Source organism: Phycisphaerales bacterium (genome assembly GCA_040217175.1).
Classification (GTDB): Bacteria; Planctomycetota; Phycisphaerae; order Phycisphaerales; family UBA1924; genus JAHCJI01.
In genome coordinates, this window is sequence record JAVJNT010000002.1 from 580,720 (window position 1) to 599,903 (window position 19,184).

General features: G+C 68.1%; 20 protein-coding genes and 1 pseudogene. 10 read left to right on the forward strand and 11 right to left on the reverse strand.

What is annotated here, in order from left to right; translation table 11 throughout:
- Positions 1 to 25: 25 nt before the first annotated feature.
- Positions 26 to 667 (forward strand): MotA/TolQ/ExbB proton channel family protein, encoded by a 642-nt coding sequence (locus tag RIA68_09595; GenBank protein MEQ8317697.1) that lies wholly within the window; start codon positions 26 to 28, stop codon positions 665 to 667.
- Here RIA68_09595 and RIA68_09600 read toward each other — a convergent pair.
- A complete protein-coding gene (locus RIA68_09600; GenBank protein ID MEQ8317698.1) occupies positions 642 to 1,067 on the reverse strand; it encodes an EVE domain-containing protein in 426 nt (141 codons plus the stop codon). The genes RIA68_09595 and RIA68_09600 overlap by 26 nt on opposite strands.
- Before the next feature lie 103 nt (positions 1,068 to 1,170).
- Positions 1,171 to 1,629, reverse strand: a complete 459-nt coding sequence (locus RIA68_09605; GenBank protein ID MEQ8317699.1) for a hypothetical protein — start codon at positions 1,627 to 1,629, stop codon at positions 1,171 to 1,173.
- A gap of 322 nt (positions 1,630 to 1,951) precedes the next feature.
- Between RIA68_09605 and RIA68_09610 the strand changes: the two genes are divergently transcribed.
- Together RIA68_09610 and RIA68_09615 are read left to right on the forward strand one after the other, a co-directional pair.
- Positions 1,952 to 3,070, forward strand: coding sequence for a hypothetical protein (locus tag RIA68_09610; protein ID MEQ8317700.1), 1,119 nt, complete (start codon positions 1,952 to 1,954; stop codon positions 3,068 to 3,070).
- 9 nt (positions 3,071 to 3,079) lie between these two features.
- Positions 3,080 to 4,921 (forward strand): hypothetical protein, encoded by a 1,842-nt coding sequence (locus tag RIA68_09615; protein ID MEQ8317701.1) that lies wholly within the window; start codon positions 3,080 to 3,082, stop codon positions 4,919 to 4,921.
- 44 nt (positions 4,922 to 4,965) lie between these two features.
- On the opposite strand, the gene RIA68_09620 is transcribed toward RIA68_09615, so the two are convergent.
- Entirely contained in the window at positions 4,966 to 5,775 is an 810-nt protein-coding gene (locus tag RIA68_09620) for a hypothetical protein (protein ID MEQ8317702.1), read from the reverse strand.
- A complete protein-coding gene (locus tag RIA68_09625) occupies positions 5,772 to 6,347 on the reverse strand; it encodes a sigma-70 family RNA polymerase sigma factor (protein MEQ8317703.1) in 576 nt (191 codons plus the stop codon). The genes RIA68_09620 and RIA68_09625 overlap by 4 nt, the downstream gene beginning before the upstream one ends.
- A gap of 291 nt (positions 6,348 to 6,638) precedes the next feature.
- Here RIA68_09625 and RIA68_09630 point away from each other — a divergent pair, with 291 nt between their 5' ends.
- Both RIA68_09630 and RIA68_09635 read left to right on the forward strand, forming a co-directional pair.
- Positions 6,639 to 7,403, forward strand: a complete 765-nt coding sequence (locus tag RIA68_09630) for a DUF1559 domain-containing protein (protein MEQ8317704.1) — start codon at positions 6,639 to 6,641, stop codon at positions 7,401 to 7,403.
- A 186-nt stretch (positions 7,404 to 7,589) separates the two neighbouring features.
- Positions 7,590 to 8,624, forward strand: coding sequence for a peptidylprolyl isomerase (locus tag RIA68_09635; GenBank protein ID MEQ8317705.1), 1,035 nt, complete (start codon positions 7,590 to 7,592; stop codon positions 8,622 to 8,624).
- A gap of 12 nt (positions 8,625 to 8,636) precedes the next feature.
- Here RIA68_09635 and RIA68_09640 read toward each other — a convergent pair whose 3' ends face one another.
- Positions 8,637 to 9,611: a DUF6268 family outer membrane beta-barrel protein gene (locus tag RIA68_09640; protein ID MEQ8317706.1), complete on the reverse strand. Its 975-nt coding sequence runs from the start codon at positions 9,609 to 9,611 to the stop codon at positions 8,637 to 8,639.
- A gap of 125 nt (positions 9,612 to 9,736) precedes the next feature.
- Here RIA68_09640 and RIA68_09645 point away from each other — a divergent pair, with 125 nt between their 5' ends.
- Together RIA68_09645 and RIA68_09650 are read left to right on the forward strand one after the other, a co-directional pair.
- Positions 9,737 to 10,642, forward strand: coding sequence for an ATP-binding cassette domain-containing protein (locus tag RIA68_09645; GenBank protein MEQ8317707.1), 906 nt, complete (start codon positions 9,737 to 9,739; stop codon positions 10,640 to 10,642).
- Between the two features lie 116 nt (positions 10,643 to 10,758).
- Positions 10,759 to 10,917, forward strand: coding sequence for an entericidin A/B family lipoprotein (locus tag RIA68_09650; protein MEQ8317708.1), 159 nt, complete (start codon positions 10,759 to 10,761; stop codon positions 10,915 to 10,917).
- Positions 10,918 to 10,965: 48 nt separating this feature from the next.
- Here the strand turns inward: RIA68_09650 and RIA68_09655 are convergent, their stop codons facing one another.
- Both RIA68_09655 and RIA68_09660 read right to left on the reverse strand, forming a co-directional pair.
- Complete coding sequence (locus RIA68_09655; GenBank protein MEQ8317709.1) at positions 10,966 to 11,925, reverse strand: hypothetical protein; 960 nt, start codon at positions 11,923 to 11,925, stop codon at positions 10,966 to 10,968.
- Positions 11,926 to 11,958: 33 nt separating this feature from the next.
- Complete coding sequence (locus tag RIA68_09660; GenBank protein MEQ8317710.1) at positions 11,959 to 12,753, reverse strand: GC-type dockerin domain-anchored protein; 795 nt, start codon at positions 12,751 to 12,753, stop codon at positions 11,959 to 11,961.
- Between the two features lie 119 nt (positions 12,754 to 12,872).
- On the opposite strand from RIA68_09660, the gene RIA68_09665 reads away from it, so the two are divergent.
- Positions 12,873 to 13,250, forward strand: a complete 378-nt coding sequence (locus RIA68_09665; GenBank protein MEQ8317711.1) for a hypothetical protein — start codon at positions 12,873 to 12,875, stop codon at positions 13,248 to 13,250.
- Between the two features lie 3 nt (positions 13,251 to 13,253).
- Here RIA68_09665 and pheA read toward each other — a convergent pair whose 3' ends face one another.
- Positions 13,254 to 14,384 (reverse strand): prephenate dehydratase, encoded by a 1,131-nt coding sequence (pheA, locus tag RIA68_09670; protein ID MEQ8317712.1) that lies wholly within the window; start codon positions 14,382 to 14,384, stop codon positions 13,254 to 13,256.
- 200 nt (positions 14,385 to 14,584) lie between these two features.
- Between pheA and RIA68_09675 the strand changes: the two genes are divergently transcribed.
- Positions 14,585 to 15,307 carry a GC-type dockerin domain-anchored protein gene (locus RIA68_09675; protein ID MEQ8317713.1) on the forward strand — a complete coding sequence of 241 codons (723 nt, stop codon included), beginning with the start codon at positions 14,585 to 14,587 and terminating at the stop codon, positions 15,305 to 15,307.
- Between the two features lie 79 nt (positions 15,308 to 15,386).
- Here the strand turns inward: RIA68_09675 and rpsI are convergent.
- Positions 15,387 to 15,791, reverse strand: a pseudogene (rpsI, locus tag RIA68_09680) (30S ribosomal protein S9).
- A gap of 173 nt (positions 15,792 to 15,964) precedes the next feature.
- Complete coding sequence (rplM, locus tag RIA68_09685; protein MEQ8317714.1) at positions 15,965 to 16,399, reverse strand: 50S ribosomal protein L13; 435 nt, start codon at positions 16,397 to 16,399, stop codon at positions 15,965 to 15,967.
- Positions 16,400 to 16,686: 287 nt separating this feature from the next.
- Between rplM and RIA68_09690 the strand changes: the two genes are divergently transcribed.
- Positions 16,687 to 18,216, forward strand: coding sequence for a CPBP family intramembrane glutamic endopeptidase (locus RIA68_09690; GenBank protein MEQ8317715.1), 1,530 nt, complete (start codon positions 16,687 to 16,689; stop codon positions 18,214 to 18,216).
- Positions 18,217 to 18,219: 3 nt separating this feature from the next.
- On the opposite strand, the gene RIA68_09695 is transcribed toward RIA68_09690, so the two are convergent.
- Positions 18,220 to 19,143, reverse strand: a complete 924-nt coding sequence (locus tag RIA68_09695; protein MEQ8317716.1) for a 4-hydroxybenzoate octaprenyltransferase — start codon at positions 19,141 to 19,143, stop codon at positions 18,220 to 18,222.
- Positions 19,144 to 19,184 lie beyond the last annotated feature (41 nt).

The window sequence follows — 19,184 nt, forward strand, 5'->3', positions numbered from 1 at the left end:
GCCCGAGCAACGCCGGAGCGATCGAGTGGAAGCCCTAATCAACGGCATCAGGCAGTGGTTCGAGGTCGGCGGCTGGGTCATGGCGCCGCTGGCCCTCGTCAGCGTGGTCGGCCTGGCGATCGTCTTCGAGCGCGTGCTCTTCTGGGTCCGGCTGACGGGGCCAGCGGTCCGCGGCAGGACGAGTTCGCTCTCGGCAAAGCTCCGCCGAGGAGACTTTGCCGGCGTGGTGAAGGCCACCGCCGAGCGTCGCGACCCTTACTCGCGGCTGGCGCGGGAGCTCTCCCAGGACGCCGCCGGCCCCATCGGCGAGGCCCAGGCCCGCGAGGCCATCGAGGCCCAGCGGTACGCCGTCGAGCGATTCCAGGGTGCGCTGAGCATCATCATCACCGCCGCGCCCATGCTGGGCATCCTCGGTACCGTGACGGGGATCATCACGAGCTTCGCGGCCATCGGCGAGGCGGGCGACGGCGACCCGAGGCTCGTCGCCGGCGGCATCGCCCAGGCGCTCTACACCACGGCCTTCGGGCTCGCGATCGCCGTGGCGGCTCTCTTTCCGTACGTCGCCTTCAAGGGCCTGGCCGACCGGGCCCTGACGCGGCTCGAGTTGCTCGCGGCGTCGGCGATGGAGGGCTCGAGCTCGCTCAAAGGCCCGCCATCTGGCGGATGATCTTCTCGAGCTTTGCCGGCACGGGCATGACGCTCAAGCGCGACTGTCGGACGAGGTCGAAGTCCTGGAAGCGCTCGTCGGCCTTGATGTCCTTGAGCGTCACGGGGGTCTTGGCCTTCTTGCCGACGGTCACGTCGAACAACGGCGCCTTCATCTCGCCGTTGCCGTTGAGGCCGGGCTCATCGGGGTCTTCGTAGGGATTCGTCGCGATCTTGACGACGCCGACGATGGCCTTGTCGTTGCCCGTGTGGTAGAAAAAGGCTTCATCGCCCTTCTTGACGGCGCGCATGTGCATCCGGGCGGCGTTGTTCGCCACGCCCGTCCAGGCCGTGCGCTTGTCGCGCGTCATGTCGTCCCACGAGTAATCGCCCGGCTCGGTCTTGATCAGCCACGTCGCCATGGCCGAGGATAGCGCACGAAAAACGACCGCACGCTTTGGGCATGCGGTCGTCATCGATCATTCGGAGGCAGCGTGTCGCTGCGTACGAAACCCCGCTCGGGTCTTACTGGGGGGCCTTGGCCAGTTCCTTGCCGGCCTCGCACTTGCCGCAGCAGGCGTCGGCGTCGGTGCCGCAGGCGTCACCGGCGCAGGCATCGCCGCACGCGTCGGCGCAGTCAGCGGTGGCCTCGGTGGAGATCATTTCGACCTCGGCGGCCTCGCCCGAGCACGCGGTGTCGCAGTTCTTGGCCGAGTCACAACTCGCGGCCTTCTCGCCGCTGCAGGCGCTCTCGCAGCTCTCGCCGGTCGAGACGAGGGTGGCCTCGGTCTCGGCGCCTTCCATCAGGGCACAGCACGAGCCGCAGTCGCTCTCGGTGGCGACGGCCGCGGTCGTGACCTCGTTGCCGGTCACGGCGCAGGCGCCGCAGTCGCCCGACATCATGCGATACCCGGCAACGCCGAGAACGGAAAGGCCTGCGATCGTCGCGATCACGATGCTGGTGGTCGAACCGGTGCGCTTCATCTGCTGCCTCCTCGATGAACGCCTGGCCGCGTCGACGGGGCCGGCGAGCTGAGATGTCCATGGATCCTTGTACAAGCGTATCCACCGCGCGACCCCACGCCGCCGGCTTCGTAGAGCAACATACTCGGATCGGCTCGATTTGTTCCCGAACCTTGTCGGTATCTTCCCGAACGTATTGGCATACGGTCGATGGTGGATGGTCTGATAACCAAGCCGTGAAAGAATTCGCCCGGTCGGACCGCCACTCGGCGTTCAGACCGGCGTCCGCCGAGTCGATGTCTGCTCCGGAAACCTCGCCGAACGAGGCCCGCCGGAACAGAGCATGCCACAGCACGAAGACAAGCCCGGCCTCGACGACGCCCCCGATCTGGGGGAGGAACGCGCCGTGGACGGAGGTCCGGACCAAGACGCCGACGTCGAGAACGTGCTGGCGTCGATCGAGCAGGAGCTCAGCGCCCTGGTCGAACGGTGCGAACAGACCACCGCCCAGCACGCCCGCGAACTGACCCAGCGTCAGGCCGAGATCGACCGCACCATCCAGATCGCCATGAAGCGGCAGGTGGAGATCGACCGGCGAACGACGGAGCTCCGGCGGCTGGCCGACGAGGTGGTGGCCGCCGAAGCCAGCTTGACCGAACGCCGGCGTGCGCTGGCCGATCGGCTCCGGCGGCGGCGTGCTCGCATGGAGGAACGCGTCACGGCAGCGGTCGACGAGCACGCCCGCCGGGCGGCCGAGGAGATCGAGGCCCGGGCCCACGAACTGGCCGAGCGCGAAAGCCAGTACTCCGAGGTCCAGTCGCGACTCGACGCCCAGTCCGACGCGGTGCAGGCCGAGCGGGCCCAGAACCAGGAAGTCCGTCGGCTGATCGAAGAGCAGGCGGCGATGACGGCCGAGCACGCCGACGCGATGGACGCACACCTGGCCAAGCGAGACCAGGCGTCGCTCGAGCTCCTTGAGCAACTGCGAGACGCGTGCGGCCTGGCCGATCGTGTTCGTGAGCTTTCCAACGAAGTCCGCGAGGGCAGGCTCGAGGTTCGCGAGAGCGCCGAGCGCGTGGAGCAGGCCGAGAGAGAGCAAGCCGAGGCGCGGTCATCGCTCGATGCCGCCCGGGCCCGCATCGCCCAGCTCGAACAGCGCATCGAGGAGCTGAGCCGAGACAACCTGCTCCACGAGCAGCGGGCCGCCCGCACGACCCACGAGCTGGACGCGCGGGAGTCCCGGCTGGACGAACGAGAGCGGCGGCTCAACGCGGAGGCGCTGCGGCTGGCCTGCGACCAGGCCGCCTGCGACGACAAGATCCGCGAGCTGGGTCGGGGCCTGGCCGAACACGACCGAGCGGCCCGGGCTCGGTGGCACGACCCGCGCACGCCACTCGCGGTCGGCTCGCTCCCGCTCCCGGTCAGCCCGCGGCGGCGACCCGACATCCGGCTGGTGAACTGAGGCATCGACATGAACGACGGCAACATGGCACAGGCAGGCAACGAGCAGTCCCCGCGTATCAACTCCGCGGGCCTGACCGAGGACATCCGCGGCGTGATGAGCGACATCGAGCGCCGGCTCGATCGCTTGCGGGCTGCGCACGCCGACCGCGAACGCGAGCGCGAGGAACTCGAGAGCCGCAGCCAGGCCGTCCACGAGCACGCCCAGCAGCTCGAGCAGGCCCGCCAGGAACTTGCCGAGCACCAGCGGGCCCACGAGGAAGCCGTCGCCGCGGCCGAAGCCCGCTTCGCCGAGCTCGATCGTCGCGAGGAAGCAGCGCGGACGGCATTCGAGGAGGCCAAGGCGCGCCACGACGCCACGCGCCGTGAACTGGCCGAGGCTACCACCGAGATCGAGAGCGGCCGGGAAGCACTCGCCGCAGATCGCGAGGCCTTCGAAGCAGAGCGCTCCAGGATCGAGCAGCTCGCCGAAGAGGCCGCGCAGCAGGTCAAGGACGTCGAAGAAGACCGCAGCGCGCTCGAAGCAACCGCCCGGGAGCTCGACGAGCGGCAACGGGACCTGGACGAGCAGGCCTCGACGCTGGCCGAGCGTGTCCGCGAGATCGAGGCCCGGAGCAAGGGCCTCGACGAGCGCGCGAAGATGCTCGAAGAGCAGGACCGCAAGCTGGCCGAACTCAGCCGCAAGGCCGCCGAGCAGCGCGAGCAGCTCTCGGGCGATAGCTCCGACCTGGAACAGCAGAAGCAGTGGCTGGCCGAGCAGACGAAGCAGGTCGACCTCTTGAGAGCCCGCGTCAAGCAGCTGGAAGGCGAGCTCACCGAGGCGCGCAGCCACGCGATCGACGCCGACGGCCAGGCGGACGAAGCCGACGAGTCCCTGCGCGCCGAGCTCGACGAGACGCGCGAGAAGCTCCGCGACGCGGCCGGCATCATCGCGCAGCTCCGCGACCAGCTCAACAACGCCGACGCGAGCGAGCCGGCGAACGCCGACGACGCACACCTGCGCCGTCGCCAGCGCCGGCTGCGATTCGTCCGCCAGACGCTCCGGCAGGAGCACGCCAAGATCGCCAAGGCCAGCGAGCTGCTCAAGCAGCGTTCGGCCGCGCTGAGCGAGCAGGGGAGCGAGCGAGGGAGCGAGACGTCCAACGCGGCGCCGGCTCCGCAGGTAACAGGGCCGCTCGCGGCGCTCGCGCGCATGGGCGTGGGCATGTTCGGCGTGGCCGGAGCCATCGCGGTGCTCGCGGGCGTGAGCTGGATTGCCTCGGGCGAGCTCGTAACGCCGACCTATGCCTCGAGCGTGACGGTCGCCCACGACGCCCGCGGTCGGGAGGTGCTGGCCGAGGACCTGGCGGGCTGGCAGGCCTTCCACGAGGACCTGATGGAGGATCCACGCTTCTACGAGTTCGCCTCCGAGCGGATGCGCCAGCGTGGGCTGCTCGAACTCGGCACCGCCGTGGCGGTGAAGTCGTTCGTGGAGGAGTCGGTGGGCTGGGCCTCGGGCCGCGACGGCGAGCTCATGCTGGAGGTGCGTCAGCCGGGCGCCGATCGCTCTCGCCGAGTCGCCGAGACGCTGGCGATCGCGCTCGTCGGCCAGGCCAACTCGGCCCGCGAGCGTCGACCCGATGGGCTGCCGAGCGTCATCTCGAAGGAGGCGCAGGCCGACCGCCGCCCCCTGACCAACGAGCGCCCGCTCTATGCGGGCGGCATCTTCGGCGGACTGCTCCTGGTCAGCGCGGCTCTTGGTGGCACGGTGTCCCGTCGGCTGAAGAAGGTTCGTCAGCAGGCCGCCGCCGAAGGCCATACCGACTACGACGACATGGGCGAGCAAAGCGAAGGCCGCATCAGCATCGGCTAACACGGCCTCGCGTGGAGTTCAGGATTGTCGCCGAACCGTGACGGTCAGAGGTTGATCGTCGTGGTCGCCATGATCTGCTTGGTGCCGCTGGCGACATCGACGCTGACGAGCGCGAGCCGCATGCCGTTTTCGAGCACCAGGTCCTGCAGGTACTGACCCGTCAGGATGCCGTCCGACTCGAACTGACGCAGCGAGCGGCCGATCTGGTTGCGGCCATCCAGTTCGACCAGTGCGTACTCGGTACCCCGGTTCCTCGGCAGGTTCGCACACCGCAGCGCACCGACGTTGCCTTCTTCGAGGTACTCGATCAGGACCCGCACCTCCGACGTGGGATCGACCGGCGTAAACGCGACTTCCTGGACGCTCTCACGATTGAAGATGAATTCGAGGACGTCGGCCTCGTAGGCGCGGATATCGCCCTGGAGCACGAGGTTGTTCACGATTCGCTTGTTCAGGTCTTCGTAACGCAGCGTGGAGTGTCCGAACGCCACGCCGAAGGCCACGGCAGCGGCGGCCGAGGCGATGGCGCTGATGCGCCAGACGCGCGACACGCCCCGGCTACGGCGGATGCTCAACGGGCCGTCGACGTCCTCGGCCTCGGAGGCCTTGGCGATGGCGTCGGCGAGCATGGCCTCGCGGACGGCCGTCACGACGCGGTCCCGCATGTCCGCGGCGGGCTCGACGTCGGGCAGCAGCCCCTGCAGGTTTGCCAGGCGGGCCTGCTCGCTGAGCACACGCTCCTGCGTGGCGGGTGGCGCGGCCTTGAACGCCGCATCGAACGCCTTCGACTCGGCGTCGTCGAGCATTCCAAGGGCGTCAAGGACGGCCAGTTCTATCAAGTCGATCGTGTTCATGTCGTGGCTTCCTCGACGGCCCTCTCTCGCAGACGCACCAGCGCCCGGCTCAACGCCGATTTCACGGTGCCAATGGGCGTGTCCAGTTCCTCGCCGATCTGGCGGAGCGTCTGTCCCCCTAGATACGCACGGATGACCACCCTCTGTTGCAGTTCGGGCAAGGTCTTTACGAGCTCTAACACGTCTTTATAACGCTCGTGTTGCTCCAATCCCGTCATTTCTCCCGAACCGCCCCCGGGCAACTGCCCGGCCGATTCCCCGAAAGCGGTGGTCTTGAGCCTGGCCTGGCTCCGGCGGAGCCGGTCGACCAGGTGGCGGCGGCTCAGGAGCATCACCCACGTCACCAGGGCCGCCCGCTTGGGGTCGTACCGATCGGCGGTCTTCCAGAGGCGGACGAAGATCTCCTGGACGGCGTCTTCGGCATCGGTCCGGGTCGGCATGGTCTGATAAGCCATGCGGTACACGAGCGAGCCGAACCGGTCATACAGGTCGCCGATGGCGGATTCTTCGCCAGCCGCGACGCGCTGCATCAGGTCGAGGTCCGCCTTGGGATTTCGCGGATGCTTCGTCATGTCCCACCTGCCACCACGAGAACGCTGGAGCGGTCACCTATGCCAGCCAACGTCCCGGCGTTTCTATTCGCGGCCGCTCCCGATCAGGATCCGTCCTCAACGTTGGCTTCGTGTGAGGGGGTGGTGCCATGCCGTGACGATAGGTTTTTATTAGGTTCGCAGAAGGTGGTTGCACTCTGGACCAAATAATTCTCTTGTATTTGCCTGTTGGTTTCGTGTATACTCCCGATACACGACCAGCCGCCCCGGGGAACGCGGATGAGTGGGGTGAACTTGATAACTCGGCAATCGATGGCAGTTCGGCGACAAGCCCGCGGGCGTTCGCGTGCGTTCACGCTCGTGGACGTGCTGGTGTCGATCGCTGTCATCATGGTGCTCATCTCGCTGATGATGCCCGCCCTGACCAAGGCGACCGAGACGGCCCACAGGCTCGTGTGCTCGTCGAACGTGCGGCAGATCGGCATCGGCATGCTGATGTACGCCGATACCAACAAGGATCTCATCCCCCCCACCACGTTCTACGACCCATCGGCCAACAAGGCCGAACAGATGCTCATGCTGCGGCTCGCGAGCGGCACGACGCTGGGCGACTATTCGCCCGAGACTGGCGGCTGGGACGGACTTGGCCTTCTCTACTTCGGCGGCTATCTCGATCACGCCGCGTGCTTCTACTGCCCCTCGCACGATGGAGCCCACCCGCTCTCGCAGTATTCCGACAAGTTCGGCGACCTCCCCGCCGAGGTCTACGGCAACTACCAGTATCGTGGCGCCGGGCCCCAGGGCCAGCGGCACCTGTCCAGGATCGAGCCGCGGCGCACGGCGCTCATCGCCGACGGCATGCGGGTTCGCAGCGACTACAACCACGACGTTGGCTCCAACGTCATGCGGGCCGACCTGTCCATCACGTGGTTCCGCGACTACGGCGGTCGGATCGTGTCGCGTCTGCCGCTGCAGGAGGCCGACGCCCGCTCGCAGGTCGTCATGGACGCCTGGGCACTCATCGACCGCCAGCTCGACGCAACGGCCGGCGACTCGTCGCAGCCCACCGACAACTAGGGCGTCCGACGCGGGAGTCGTCCGATGCGATTTCGAGCCGGGATGATTCCCGGCTCTTTTCATGCGCTCGTCGTGCACCGGGTCCGCATCGACGGCATCTTGCCAATACACTTGAAGCCGCGCCGGTCTGCGGGTGCCGTCCGCCCGGGCGGCCTCGTCCGACGCTCCCACCCAGGAGGAACAATCATGGGAATGCACCGCGCCCTCTCGACGACGCGCCTGGCGCTCTTCACGGCGATGGCGGCCACCGTGCTGCTCATCGCGCCCGCCGCCGATGCCCAGCTCTCGCCCGACCGGACGTACTACGGAATCGACCGCGAGGTCCCCGTCACGGTGGCGCTGCCCGGCAGCGAAGAGGGCGAGGCAACGATCGCCCTGTTCAACGCGCGGGGTGACCGCATCGCACAGGCGAACGTGCTGGCCGGCCGCGTTGATCTTGCGACGTTCTTCCCGATCCTGTGGGACCAGCAGCAGCCGACGGTGTTGTACGCCCAGCTCTTTGGTTCGGGCGAGGGCGCTTCTGGTGCACCGATCGGAGCTCCGCTGGTCATCCAGCCGCTGATCACGCCGCGGCGGGCGCGTTCGGACGAATCCGGACAGTCGCGGATACCCGAGATCGTGTGGAACGACAACGACTACCGACCCTTGTTCTCGGGCATTCGGGTGTACGTCGACCGGCTGCTGAAGCTGAACACCACGGAGGGCGAGATGGTCTTCCGCTTCCGGCCCGACGAAGCGCCCAACACGGTGTGGCACATCCGCGAACTCGCACGCGGCGGGTTCTACACCGACATCCCGTTCCATCGCGTGCTGCCGACGCACCGCAGCGGCAAGCCCTTCGTCATCCAGGCGGGCGATCCGACGGGCACCGGCAGCGGCGGACCGGGCGTCTTCATTGACCTGGAACGGAGCAACCTCGAGCACAAGTTCGGCGTGCTCTCGATGGCGCGTACCAATGATCCGGACACCAACGGCTCGCAGTTCTTCGTCGCGCTCAGCCGCGAGGCGACCGTGCACCTGAACGGCCGCTACACCGGCTTCGCCGAAGCGGTCAGCGGAGCCGAGGCGATCGTGGCCGTCGAGCAAACGCCATTGAAGGATCCCGCCCGGGGGAGCCCAGTGGATCCGCCGCGGATCATCAGCGCCGAGCTCATCGACGCACCGCCCTTCGGCACGGGCCCCGAGCCCGTCGAACGGCCGCAGGCCTCGGGCGAGCGGTAGGACCGGCGACGCTCAGAAGCGGTACGACAGGCCCGCGTGGAGCATGAGCGTCGGGTCGGTCTCGCTCCGGGTGAGCCTGTTTCCGTCGTCGTCCTTGATCTTGAACCGGCGCCAGAGCTGCGAGCCCACCCCCGCGGTGACCTCCAGCCCTGGTGCCGGCTGCCATTGCACGCCCAGCTTCAGATCGATCGACTTGTCCTGGAACACGCCCTCGGGTGCAAAGCCCGAATCGTCGAGGCGGTACTGCCGCTCTTGGTAGCCAGCCTCCAACCGGAACGCCAGTTCGTCGTTGTGCTGGTACCGCAGCAGGGCGCCGTCGCGAGTGCCCAGGACCAGCGTCCAGTGCTCGTCGAGTTCGAACGTCGCCTCGATCTGCGGTAGCGGAAGGACTTCGACGTTGTCCTCGAGCTGGCTGTTGGCGATGACGAACACGCCCAGCGAGATGTTCTCCGAGAGGTGGTACGTCGTACCGGCGCCAACCCGTCCGACGAGCGAGTCGCCGACGTCCGCCGAACGTTCACGCGTGAGACCAATGCCGGCCAGCCCCTGGATGCTCCACTGCCGCGCGATGCGGTGAACGACGACGACGTTGAAGTCTTGACGGTTGAAGCTACCAAACGGATCGCCGTTCACCGGGTCGACCTTGAAGGCGTCGTCGAAGTCATAGAACGCGAGCTCGTTGCTCACCTCGAAGATTGCGCGCGTCCGTTGCGAAGCGAGCCATACCAGGCTGAACTCCGTGCGTGTGAGCGACGTGACGGCGTCGCCGCCGCCGTCGACGTGGGGCACCGCCGTCGCCTCGATGCTCTGGCTCAGCTCGTAGATGAAGCGTGGCGGCCCCTGCGGAGGCCCCTGGCCCTCGGGCGTGCCTGCCGGCACCGCTCGGTCCGTGACGGCCTGCTCGGCCGGGGGCGGCGCGGGCCGCTCGTCTTGTGCCTGGGCCGACGCGGCGATCGAGAGGGCGAGTGTCGCGAGCGCAACGCGCATGGCCTGGACTCCTGGGCAACGGCTTCGCCCGCGCCATGCCCGGCCCGGGGCGAAAAGGATAGTCTTCACTAATGTAACCCGACGGCGCGGCGTTCGCGGCACTTGGCCCCCATAGGATGGCCGCCATGACCCCACCAGCAGCCCCAGCCGCACCCACCGATCCGCAAGCCTCGAGAGGCCAGCACCGCGGCAGCGATGCCCCGCTGCTCTCGGTGAAGGACCTCAAGACCCACTTCCCCGTTCGCAGCGGCCTGCTGCAACGCGTGACGGGCTACGTGAAAGCCGTCGACGGCGTGAGCTTCGACCTGGGCCGCGGCGAGACGCTGGGCCTGGTGGGCGAATCCGGCTGCGGCAAGACCACCGTCGGCCGGACGCTCCTGCGGCTCATCCCAAATACCGGCGGCAAGGTCACGTTCGAGGGCAAGGACGTGCTCAAGGCCCAGGGCGGCGAGATGAAGGCCCTGCGGCGAGACATGCAGATCATCTTCCAGGACCCGGCCGGCAGCCTGAATCCACGCATGCGCATCGCCAGCATCGTGGGCGAGCCGCTCATCGTGCACGGCCTGGTGACCGATCGCCGCCAGCTGCGCAAGCAGGTCGAGGAATTGCTCGTCCGCTGCGGCATGCCCGCGGCCGCGGCCGATCGTTACCCGCACGAGTTCAGCGGCGGGCAACGCCAGCGCATCGGCATCGCGCGGGCGCTCGCGCTCGAGCCCAAGTTCATCGTGTGCGACGAGCCGACCAGCGCGCTGGATGTGAGCATCCAGGCGCAGATCATCAACCTGCTGACCGACCTGCAGGAAGAGTTCGGCCTGAGCTACCTGTTCATCAGCCACGACATGGCCGTCATCCAGCACGTGTGCAAGCGCATCGCGGTGATGTACAAGGGCCAGATCGTCGAGACCGGCTCGCGCGACGACATCCTCAAGAATCCGCAGCACAAGTACACGCAGAGCCTGCTGAGCGCCGTGCCCGAGCCCGATCCACGCCGCGTCAAGCAGCGCGTGATCTTCGAGGGCGGGGCGATGTAGGACGGTCCAGCCCGGCGCGGGTGAATTCGGGTTCACCCGGTGACTGGTGGCACGGCCGTGGCCTATGTTGTCGAACATGACGCCGGCACGCGGCCGGCTTGTAATGGAGAAGCAGCATGGACCGCAACACCGAAACCAAGACCACCCTCGTTCGCACGGCGCTGACCGGCGTGCTCGTCGCCCTGGCCGTCGCCGCCGCTGCCTGCAACACGGTCGAAGGCGCTGGCGAGGACATTGAAGCCGGCGGGGACGCCATCCAAGACGCGGCGAACTAGAGCCGCAACCCATCGCCTTAATCCATGACGGCCCGTACGGGCCGTTGTTCATGCGCCTTGTTCGCGTTGCCTCCGGGCGTGGAAGAGGAACCGGCGCAGGTCGTCGCGGATCAGGCCGGCCGCGGTCGCCTGGCGGACGATCGCAACGATGCTGGTGAAGAAGATCGTCAGACCGACCAGCAGGACGATCGTCCCGAGGATCGTCGCGCCTGCCGTGCGCGGCACCTGCGAGAGCGTGATGCTCGCCAGGATCTGCATCGCGGCACCCCCGCACACGATGACCGTGGCCCACCACGCTTGCCGAGCATGGCCGGCCGCACGCCGGTTGCCGGCGCGCTCGGCCAGCCGCCTGAGAGAGACCGCACCGAAGCCATACTGCCCCAGCAGCAGCGCGCCGAGCACGACGCCAACGAACGGGATCGAGCTTGCGAGGAAGGGCTGCGTGATGAACATGCCCGCGAAGTAGAGCCCGCCCGCGATCGCCAACCAGCGAGCGAAGAGCGGCGCTCGCCCGCGGACGTCTTCGGCGAGCCTCGGATCGGGGGTCGTCGCCAGCCACCAGCCGAGCACCCAAAGACCGATGCACCCGATCGAAGGAACGCCGACCAACAGCATCCGTAGCCAAGGGAGCGTGCCGCCGCTGGTGAGCAGCGAGACCGCGATGCCAAGGGCGATGCCGCCGACCCACACGGCGAAGAGCAAACCGACGCCCAGCCGCGTGAACCTCAGGCCACGGTCGAGCGTGGCGAGATACGCCACGCTCGAGAACGCCAGCCCGTCGCCACGCATCGACTGGTCGATCGGCGTGGCGCACTCGGGGCACGCGCCTTCGTCGGGCAGGCCCGCCAGGTCGTAGCCGCACGTGATGCAGCGAACGCTGGGCCGCCAGTCACACTCGGGGCAGGGCTCGTTGAGCGGCAAGTCGCCCAGACCATGGCCGCACCCCCCGCACGCACGCGGCGGCGCGAGGGGGCGTTGCCTTGGAAACGTCGGGCCGGCCTTCGTCACGCGGCATGGTAGATCGTGCCCGAGCGGATTCGGTCAGCAGCCCAGGCCAAACCGATTCTGGAACTCGAGGAAGTCGAACACGGTCAGCACGCCGTCGCCGTCGAAGTCGGCTCGCAGGTCGCCCGCGTCGAAGAGGTTCGCGAACGTCAGGAAATCGAACAGCGTGAGCTCGCCGTCGCCGTCGAGGTCGGTCGCGCAGAAGGGCTCGCCGATGACCGAGAGCACGTAGTTGAAGGTGCCCCACGCCGGATCCCAGGCAACAGGTTCGGCGACGCCGCACGCGTCGCTCGAGAAGTACACCGGCGCGGTCTCGCCGTCGCCGTTCGCGCCGGGAACGAAGATGTCCGTGGTGCCGCCGAAGCTCAGGTCGCGCAGGCTGGGCACGCTGACCTCGACGACGAGCGCGGTCCCGGCGGCGGCCAGGGCATCGACGTCGACGCCCACGACCTCGAGGGAACGATCGCCCGGGTTGAGCACCGCGGACTCGATGAGCGTGAGCCCGGTCTGCGGCGCGGTGCCCTCAGGGGCGGTGAAGAGGTTGACGGTGATCTCGACCTCGATGAGCGTGGGCAGCCGAAGCTGCTCGATGCCGAACTCGACCCGGCGGACCTGGAAGTCGCTGGGCACGCCCTCATCGCGCAGCGTGAAGGAGCGCCAGTAGCTGCTGGCCTCCACGATCGCAGCCGACCCCAGCGCTGGGCAGACCTGGCCGAAGCCGAGGACGACCTCGTCGGACACGGTCTGGCTCAGGCGAACGTCATCCGCCACGGCCCCGGACGCGAGCAAACACCCAAACAAGATACTGATTTTTCGCGCAAGCATGGTCATGATGATCCTCCCTCAGCGTGCATGTACCAGACAGCGCGTCCTCGGGATGCGGGGTCGATCGAACGCCCAGACTCCGACGCATCCCGAACCCTCGCGTCATTGTTAGCGTATACTAGCTTATGATCTACACGCTCCTCGCTGCCGTTCGCATCATGCTGATCACCATTGTCGTCGCATTGGTGGGCTTGTTCGTCCTGCAGGTGGTCGCAGCCAGCCTGGTGTTCCAGTGGCTCTCCTGGCAGCCACCGGCAGCGGATCAGGAACGGCGGATGAGCGACGCGCGAGCCGTGATGTTCGCCGCCAGCGGCGGCACCATGGACCGCTCGTGGGTCGAAGGTCGCTTCGGGCAGCCCCAGAACGTGCGCGATCTGGCACAGTGGGACCAGGTGTTCATCCTGGGTCCCGAGCCGGGGCTGCTGTCGTTCGATGACCTGTGGCTGTGCGTGGAGTACGACGACGATGGGTTCGTGAAGGCCGCGACGATCACCGACCGCTGAGCATCACAAGAGCCCCTTCGCACGCGGGTAACTCCCAAGCACCGTCAGCCGCCGGCACTTGGTCTTGGCGTCTTCGATGGCCCCCACCACGGCCTCGTCCTGCATGTGGCCGGCGGCGTCGATGAAGAACATGTAGGTCCAGTTCTCGCGCCCGCTGGGTCGCTTCTCGATGTGGGTGAGGTTGACCTCGTGGGCGCTGAAGACCGCCAGCACGTCGGCCAGCGCGCCCGGCTCGTCGCTGGTCTCGAAGAGCATGCTCGTCTTGTCCTGGCCCGTCCGGCCCGTGCGCTCGCGGCTCAGGATCACGAAGCGCGTGATGTTGTTGGGCTGGTCCTGGATCGACTCGACCAGCACGCTGAGGCCATACAGCTCGGCCGCGAGCGGCGTGCCGATGGCGGCGGCGCACGGGCGGGCGCCGATGCTGCGGGCCTTCTCGGTCTCCTCGGCGGCGGTGATGGCGGCGCGGCTCGACGACGCGGCGGGCAACAGCTCGGCCTTGGGATACCGCGCGCTCAGCCAGTTGTGGCACTGCGCGAACACCTCGGGCTTGCTGTGGATCCGCGTGACGTCTTCGGCCGGGCAGCCGGCCATGAACGCATGTCGAATCGCGACCTGGGCCTCGGCGTAGATCGAGACCTCACCCGCGTGCTCGATGAAGGCGTCCAGCGTCTCGACGATGCCGCCGGCGGTGCTGTTCTCGATCGGCGCGAGCCCGTAGTCGACGTGGCCCTTGATAACCTCGTCGAACACGGCGCCGATGCTGGTGACGCTGGCGAACTCGACGCTGGCGCCGAAGTGCGCCCGTGCGGCAAGGTGGGAGTAGCTGCCCGGCGGCCCGAGGTAGCCGATGCGGAGCGGCCGCTCGAGCGCGAACGAGCCCGACATCATCTGGCGGTAGATCGCCTCGATGGTGGTGTCGCTGAGCGGCCCCTTGTTTCGCGCCTTGGCCTTGTCGAGCACCATGCGCTCGCGGTCGGGGGCGTAGATGGGCGTGCCGTCGTGCTGCTTGCGCTTGCCAACCTCGACGACCAGCCCGGCCCGCTCGTTGAGCAACGCCACGATCTTCTCGTCGGCCTCGTCGATGAGGCGGCGGAGTTCTTCAAGCGGACGGGGCTGCGGACTCGGATCGGCCATCAACACCCCATCGGCGGTTCACCGGTTCAGGCCCAGCACAAAGCGGTGTGGCGAAGGACACGCAATCCGGCACCCTTACCAAATGCGTACAGATCTACTGGCCGATCCGCAAGGCGTGGAAGCGCTTGTGTCGGCCGGTGCATTCTGGTACATTAGATTTGCCCGCTCGATGGGGGGCGGTCACAACGGAGCGAGAAACCATGAAGACCGCAGTACTCTCCGCCGCGTCCGTGTGCGTGTTGTCCGGCGTGTGCCATGCCCAGGTGTTTACCGATCGCGCCGCCTTCGAGGCCGCGGCTGGCGCCACCACCATCGAGACGTTCGAGGACGCGCCACTCGTGGGCACGCCCGGCAGCGGCGCCGTCGTTTCCATCGACTTCGACTTCTTCCGCGTCGACACCTCGCCCACCGCCGCCAAGGTGGTGGACCAGCCGCTCTTCGGGTCGGAGAACACCACGCCGGGCGGCGCGAAGTACCTGTACCTCGATACCGATCGCGGCTTTGTCGGCTCGCGCACGACGTTCACGCTCGATGAGGAGACCACGGCTTTCGCGTTCGACTACACGGGCATGGGCGAGCGCGACAACGAATTCACCGTCGAGATCGATGGCCAGACGTTTCTCGTGGACTCGGGCTCGGGCGTCCGCGACGGATTCTGGGGCTACATCGGCGGACCCGTGACGACCGTCGTGCTCGAGACCCTGACCGACAGCGGGTACGGCGTGGACCAGGTCGCCTTCGGAGGCGACGGGCCCTGCCGGGCCGATATCGACGGCGATGGCAGCCTGACCATCTTCGACTTCCTCGCGTTCCAGAACCTGTTCGATGCTGGCGATCTGGCGGCCGACTTCGACGGCGACGGCCAGTTGACCATCTTCGATTTCTTGCAGTTCCAGAACGAGTTCGACGCCGGCTGCGATTGATCGGCTTCGCTCGACCACGAAAAACGCAGCCCATCTGGAAAGACGGGCTGCGTTCGTCGTTGCTGGCTTGGATCGCGCCTTAGCGCTTCGAGAACTGGAAGCGGCGGCGGGCGCCGGGCTGGCCGGGCTTCTTGCGCTCGACCTTGCGGGCGTCGCGCGAGAGGAAGCCGGCGTCGCGCAGGGCGTCCTCGAGGCTCGGGTCGTAGTCGCGCAGGGCCCGGGCGATGCCGAGGCGAACGGCCTGGGCCTGGCCCATGTAGCCGCCACCGTTGGCGCGGACCACGATGTCGAAGCGGCCCTTGGTGCCCGTCACCTCGAGCGGGGCGAACACGTCGTTGCGGTCGCGGGCCTCGGTGAAGTACTCGCTAACGGCCTTGAGCTTCTTGCGGGTGCACTGGATCTGCACGTCGCCCTTGCCGTCTTCGGCGGCGGGCTTCATCCGCACGCGCGCCACTGCCCGCTTGCGGCGGCCCGTGCCCCACCACCAGCCGTGGCGATCGGGCGGGACGGCCTCGCGGACGCGGCGGGTCGTAGGCTCGCCGGACTCGTCGGCGGCGACGGCCTGGGCCAGGGCGCTGCCACCCAGCAGGCTCGAGCCGCTCTGGGCGGCGCCGGCATCGGTGGATTCGGTCGAAGTCGGGGTGTTCTCGTCAGCCATTAGAGCTTCATCTCCACCGGTTGCTGGGCCTGGTGCGGGTGCTCGCTGCCCGCGTACACCTTGAGCTTCTTGAGCATGACCCGGCCGAGCCGGTTCTTGGGCAGCATGCGACGCACGGCGTCCTCGATCAGCGCCTCGGGCCGGCGCTCGCGCAGCGAGCCGAAGGTCTCGACCTTGAGGCCGCCGGGGTAGCCCGTGTAGCGGGTCCGCACGCTCTGGGCTTCCTTGCGGCCCGTGAGCTTCACGTTCTTGGCGTTGGTCACGACGACGTAGTCGCCCGTGTCCACGTGGGGGGTGTACTCGGGGCGATGCTTGCCCATGAGCACCTGGGCGATCTCGGTGGCCATCCGGCCAAGCACCTGGTCCGTGGCGTCTACCACGTGCCAGTTCTGCTCGACCTCGCCAGCCTTGGCCATGTAGGTTTGCCGACGCATAACACTCTCCTGCGGCCGGCGACGCGGAAACACGTCGCCGAGGGCACTTCACGTACGCCGCCTACCGGGCGGGGCGGGCAGGCGGGCTGGTGGGCCCGGCTGCAGGATTGACCATTCGGTCCGCCGAGCGAGGCAAGGGCCACCAGCCACCGCCGCTCGACGCGAAGAGAAGCGTAGACGGCCGCCGACGCCCGTCAAGCCCCAAACGCCCCACTGGGCGGGCCCCATCCCCCCGTCGACCCTCGCCCGGGTGGCCCTGCCGCCTCCCCTGGCCGATGATTGGGGCGATGGACCAGCCTCCCCACACCTTTGGCGACACCCAGCCCCCGATCGATCCGCCGCCGACGCCGGGCCGCCGGCCCGATCCCGGCTCGCGTGGGGCCGCCAGGTTCGCGTGGATCGTCCTGCTGCTGGTGCTGCCCCTGGTGGTGGTCATGCAGCAGCTTCAGGTCCACGGCGAGCCCGAGACCGATCCCTCGCAGATCCAGCCGCCGCAGGGAGACAACGTCGAGGTCACCGCTCGCATGGCGACCCGCATGTCCTACGACTTCCCAGCGGCAGCCCAGAGCTTCGAAGTCCAGCTCGACGACGCCATCGAGGCGGCCGACACCCCGCTGCAACGATTTCGCGCCGCCATCGCCTATCGGGAGTTGGTCGACGCCGACCGCACGATCAGCGAGCTGCAAGCGGTCATCTCGACGCTCGAAGGCGACGCCGACGAGTTCTACGACCCGGGCGACGAAGACGCGCAGGCCCGGCGGGCCCAGCTCCTGGCCGACGCGCGCACGCTGCTGCCCTACTACCAGCAGATCTCGGACAGCGGCGACGACGCCGCCGCGCTCGACGACGAGACCATCGACGGCATCGTCGAACGCCACGGCTTCTTCGGCGAGCTCGTCCGCGTCGCCCGCCTACCCCAGAAGCACGAACTCCGCGAAGAACTCCTCTCGGGCGCGATCGGCCCGTTCATCGTCGTCGGCGGCGTGATGGGCATGATGGGCCTTGCCATCCTCGCGGGCCTCGTCCTGGGCATCATCGCGCTGGTCATGCTCGGCACGGGCAAGGTTCGCCTTGCGATGCCCAAGCCCGCGCCGGGCGGGAGCGTGTACCTCGAGACGGCCGTGATCTTCGTCGTCGCATTCGCCCTGCTGCAGATCATGCAGGCCATTGCGGCGCTCATCGGCGAGTCGGCCGAGATGATCGCGGGCCTTGTCGCCCTGCCCGCGCAGTGGCTGCTGCTTCTCGTGCCGTTGTGGCCCCTGGCTCGCGGCGTGAGCTGGAGCCAGATCCGCGATGACCTGGGCCTGCGGGCACCGCGGGGCGTGATGGTCGAGATCGTCATGGGTACTGCCGGCTACCTCGCCATGCTGCCCATCGTCATCGCGGGCGTTGCGGTCATGTTCGTGCTCCTCTTCCTTCAGGAGACCCTCTTCCCAACAGATCCTGATGCGATGGGGCCCTCGAACCCGATCCTCGAGCTCGCGCGGTCGCTCGACCCGGTGCTGCTCATCATGATCTTCACCCTGGCGACCATCTGGGCGCCGCTGTGCGAGGAGCTCGTCTTCCGCGGCGCGCTCTTGCGCCACCTGCGATCGCGCATGGCGCTGCCCATCGCCGCCATCCTGAGCGCGATGATCTTCGGCATGATGCACGGCTACGCGCTGATCCAGCTCATCCCCGTCACGGTCCTGGGCTTCAACTTCGCGCTCATCCGGGCGTGGCGTGGCTCACTCGTCGGCCCCATCGCCGCCCATGCGCTCAACAACGCCGTGGTGCTCACGCTGCTCTTCGCCTTCGCGCACGCGATCTACGGCTGAGCGCTAGACCAGCACGTCGACCACGCCGGCAAGCCCCAGCAGCACGCTGATCATGCCGTTGAGCGTGAAGAACGCCATCGGAATGCCCGCGGCCCCACGCTTCGAGAGCACGACGTGCTCGTACGCCAGGAGGGCCACCGCCGCGGCGACGCCCACGCCGAAGATCAGGCCGAACGCCGGCTCGACCAGCAGCACGCCCACGAGGCAGGCAACCGCTCCGGCGTGCATCACCCGGCTGAGCGCGTTCGCCCGCCGCCACCCGAAGCGCGCGGGGATGCTGCGCAGCCCCGCCTCGCGGTCGAAGTCGAGGTCTTGGAGCGCATAGATCGCGTCGAAGCCCGCGACCCAGAGCAGCACCATGCCCGCCAGCAGCCAGAGGGCCGCGTGCTGCAGCGTCTCGATGCCGCCCACGGCGATCGCCGCCGCGAGCGGGCTCGCTGCGAGCGCTCCGCCCAGGAACACGTGGCACCACCACGTGAACCGCTTGGTGAACGAGTAGAACGCGATCCACGCCAGTACCGGGGCGCCCAGGATGGCCGGCCACCAATTGCCGAAGAAGACGCCGAACAGCGCACAAGCCGCCAGGAACAGCCCGGCGCATGCCGCCAGGGTCGCCCAGCCAGCAGCCGGTGGGAGCGCACCCGACGCGAAGACGCGGCCCTTCGTCCTCGGGTTGGCCGCATCGATGTCGCGATCGGCCAGCCGATTCACCACCATCGCCCACGTGCGCGCCGCCACCATGCACACGAGCACGAGCGCGAGCAGGCCGGCCATGCTCGGCCAGTCGATGTCGCCGGCCGGGGTCCGCGGCGCGACCATGAAGGCGGCGAGGACCGCAAACGGCAACGCGAAAACCGAGTGCGCCAGCTTGATGTCGCGGGCGATCAGCGTCAACGCGCCGGGCGTCGGTTGGGCGTGGCTGCTCATCGATTCCACGATACGCCGGGCCCAACAAACAAGAAGCCCGG